This window comes from Micromonospora sp. NPDC049139, from assembly GCF_055586845.1.
On record NZ_JBVJHK010000057.1, the window covers coordinates 1 to 3305 of the forward strand.

Annotated in this window: 1 pseudogene; it reads right to left on the reverse strand. The window is 66.1% G+C overall.

Features of this window, described 5'->3' with window-relative positions:
• Nucleotides 1–3157: pseudogene (locus ACZ6Q9_RS34140) on the reverse strand (hypothetical protein); the annotation flags it as partial.
• Nucleotides 3158–3305: the final 148 nt, after the last annotated feature.

The following is a 3305-nucleotide window of genomic DNA, read 5'->3' on the forward strand; positions in this document are numbered from 1 at the left end:
CCGCCCACCCCGACGGCAACACACCCTTCCCACCACCCGAGAACGAACCACCCCCCACACGACCCCACTCAAACGCCGCCGCACCACCAGGCAACGACGACCCACCCCCAGCGCCCGGCCCATCCCCGGCGCTCGGACGCTGCCTGGTCGGGTCGCCGCTGCTGCCAGGCACCCCGGGCCCGGTGCGCGGGCGCTTTTCGAGTGGCCCCGCCGGCCATTCCGGCACAGCTGGGCGTTTGCCGCTGTCGGTCTTCTCCCGCTGCTTCTTGAACTCGTCGAACCACTCGTTCGACATGTTCGTGTCGATGAGCCGGTGGGCGTATCCGGACCGGTCGGCCAACGGCGCCTTGACCGCGGCGAAGACACTCGTGACGACGTTCGGCTCCTCCAGCCGGAAGAATCGGCCGACCCGCAGGGCGACCTCCGTCCCAGGGGAGAGATCCACCTCCCGCCCGTCCAACGTCCTGCCCGAGTTGTCCCCACCCAGCGCGAGCGGCAGCGGGTGGGGCGTCCGCTTGTCCTCCTGCATCACGAGATCGATGGACACTTCGTCGACAAGCGGCGGCGGCTCGATTGATTCCCACAGCGCCAGCGTGCGCAGCCACTCGATGTCGTAAGCGGTGGGCGGCGGCGAGGACAGCTCCAGGTACAGGGGCGCTCCCGTGCCGTTCCTTCCGGCCGGTGCTTCCAGGACCGCCAGGGGTTGACCATCCATCCCGTACCCGAGCCGGAAACGCCCCTCCTTCAACTCCGCGGCGATGACCGGCGGAAGCCCGTCAGCCACCTCGACCGGTGGAATCGTGACTCTCTGGCCGCCGAAGGTGATGTTATTAAATACTCCGCTTTCGCTCACCGGCACCGTGATGTGGTAGAGATTGCCGAACTTCCACCGATCGGCGGTCTCCCACACCGGGCCGGCTGCCATGCTCCGCAGTTCGGCCAGCTCGCTGTCGGTGAACCTGCGGGCGAACTCCTGGTAGACGAACCTCTCGGTGCCGTCGGGCGCGGTGTACGGGATTCTGGCGATAGCGATACTGAGACCTTCGCCATCAACCTTTCCGACAACGACAGCGACCCTGTCGCCCGCGACGGCGACCCGACCGACATATTCGAGGAACACGTCGTTGTCGCCGACCCGGAACTGAAGATATGGGCGACCCCCGATGTCCTCGACGGGGACGGGGACGGTGAATGGGTCTTGCAGGTTCCAACGGTTCTCGTCTTCCCACTTGCTGTCCTCGCGGAGGGCGTCGACGTATCGGCGGTGCTCTTCGAGCACCTCGATGTGCCGGCGAAGGGAGCTGGGGCGTTGACGGACGGCCGCGAGGTTCCGATCGAATGTGTCCCGCAGAAGCGACCAGTGGCGGTTCGTCGTGTTCTGTTCCGCCGCGTCGACTTCGGCTTTCAGCACATCGAGCGCCTCGTCGAACACGGCATCCAGTCGGCGCAGTTCGGTGAGGGCCGTCGGTGACGGGAAACCCTCGACGATGCGGGCATCGTGTGGGTCACGAGGCTGGCCGAGGTGGTAGGCGCCGTTCAAGAAGACGACTGGTTGCGGTTTGGCGCCGTCATCGGACGGCGGACCGATGACGTGCGGGGCACCGAACGGGTGGTGGGCCTCCATCGGCAGACCCAACCCCCAGGCCACGATGTGGGGAACCACATGCACAACGTCGGGATAGCCGGGCTGGCGGTGTACGAGTTTGTTGAGCAGGTGCCGGTGCAGGGTCTCCCGTCGCTGCTCGGACATGTTCTCCGGATTCTCCGGATAAGGGAGAAATGCTCTGAACATCGACTGCTCGCCCCGGCGGAGGTCGGCGTCCAGGTGGCGGGCCACCAGCACGCCCAGTTCAGCCACGGTGGTGACGCCCGCCTGCGCCAACAGCTCTCCATGGGTTTTCAACACCGTCCCGTAGAAGACGTCGAGCGGCCCCGCGTCGCCCTCCGCGCGATCGATGTGGAAAACCGAATGCGCCCACTGCTCGAATGCCGCCAACTCGCTGCGGGTTTCCCCGGCCGACAACTGCCCGATCGCCGACTCAACTTTCGACCGCCGGGCCTCCGCCGCCCTTTCCATCAGCCTGGTCAGATCCGCCGCCGTGAGTCTGGTGGCGAACTCCTGGTACATGAAGGTTTCGGTTCCGTCGGGCGCGGTGTACGGGACTCTGGCCTCAGCGACGACATCTTCGCCGTCCATCCAGAAATCGACAGGGATCGTGTCGCCCAGGATGGAGATGGAGTGGAGCGAGCTGATACGCAGAACCTTGCCGCCCACCTCCATCATCAACTGTGCATTCTGTTTACCTTGGACCCGGACGGTGACGTAATGGGTGAACCAACCCGTTTGAGGCCTTCGGCTCTCGTCTTTCCAGCCGCTGGTCCGGCGGATGTGATAGAGGTACCGGCGGTGTTCTGTCAGGATGTCGGCCTGGCGTTGGGGCGATTCGGGGCGTTGACGGATGACCGCGAGCTTACGCTGGAACGCTTCCCGCAGGGCGGGCCAGTGTCTGCTGGCCGGACGAGGGTCCTGTTCCGCCTCGTTGATTTGCGCCTGCAGCAGACCGAGTGCCTGGTCGAACAGTCCATCCAGTCGCTGCTTCTCGTCGTCCGATATTGACGTCCGCTCGGGGCCCTCGGCGAGGCGGCCAGCGAGTGCGGCATCGGCTGGGTCAGGTAGCTGGCCGAGGTAGAAGGCGCCATCGTAGAGGACGAACGGATACCGGATGGCACCAGCATCGGACTCCGGGCCGATGCCGTCCGGGGCGCCGAACGGTTGGTAGATGCGCAGCTGGGGCAACTGCCGGGCCAGGATACGGACAACCACAGGCGCGACGTCGTAATCGCCGTTCTGGTGGTTCGCGACCTTGTCGATCCAGTTCCGGTGCAGGTCCTCTCGCCGCTGCTCGGACATGACCTCCGGATACGGAAACAACTCCCTGAACTCCGACGCGTCACCCAGGCGGAGCTCGGCGGCCAGGCTGCTGGCCGCCCACCCGCGCAGTCCGTTCGGGATGCGGTCGAGCTTCAAGTCCGCCAACTGCTGGCTGAAGGTGCGCAACACCGAGTAGAAGTCTGACTTCGGTCCGACCCCCGCGAGATCGATTCCGAGCACCTCGCTCGTCCACCGCACGAAATTCTGCTCGTCGCGTTTGCCCACGGCCGACAACTGTCTGATCGCCGAGGCCACTGTCCGCGACGAGTCCGGCGCTACACCGCCGGACCCACCGACCGCCGGCGCCCCACCCGACCCCGGGCCTGTCAGCACCCCCGCCTGCCCCGAGACCGCCAGGGCCTCGGTGATCTTG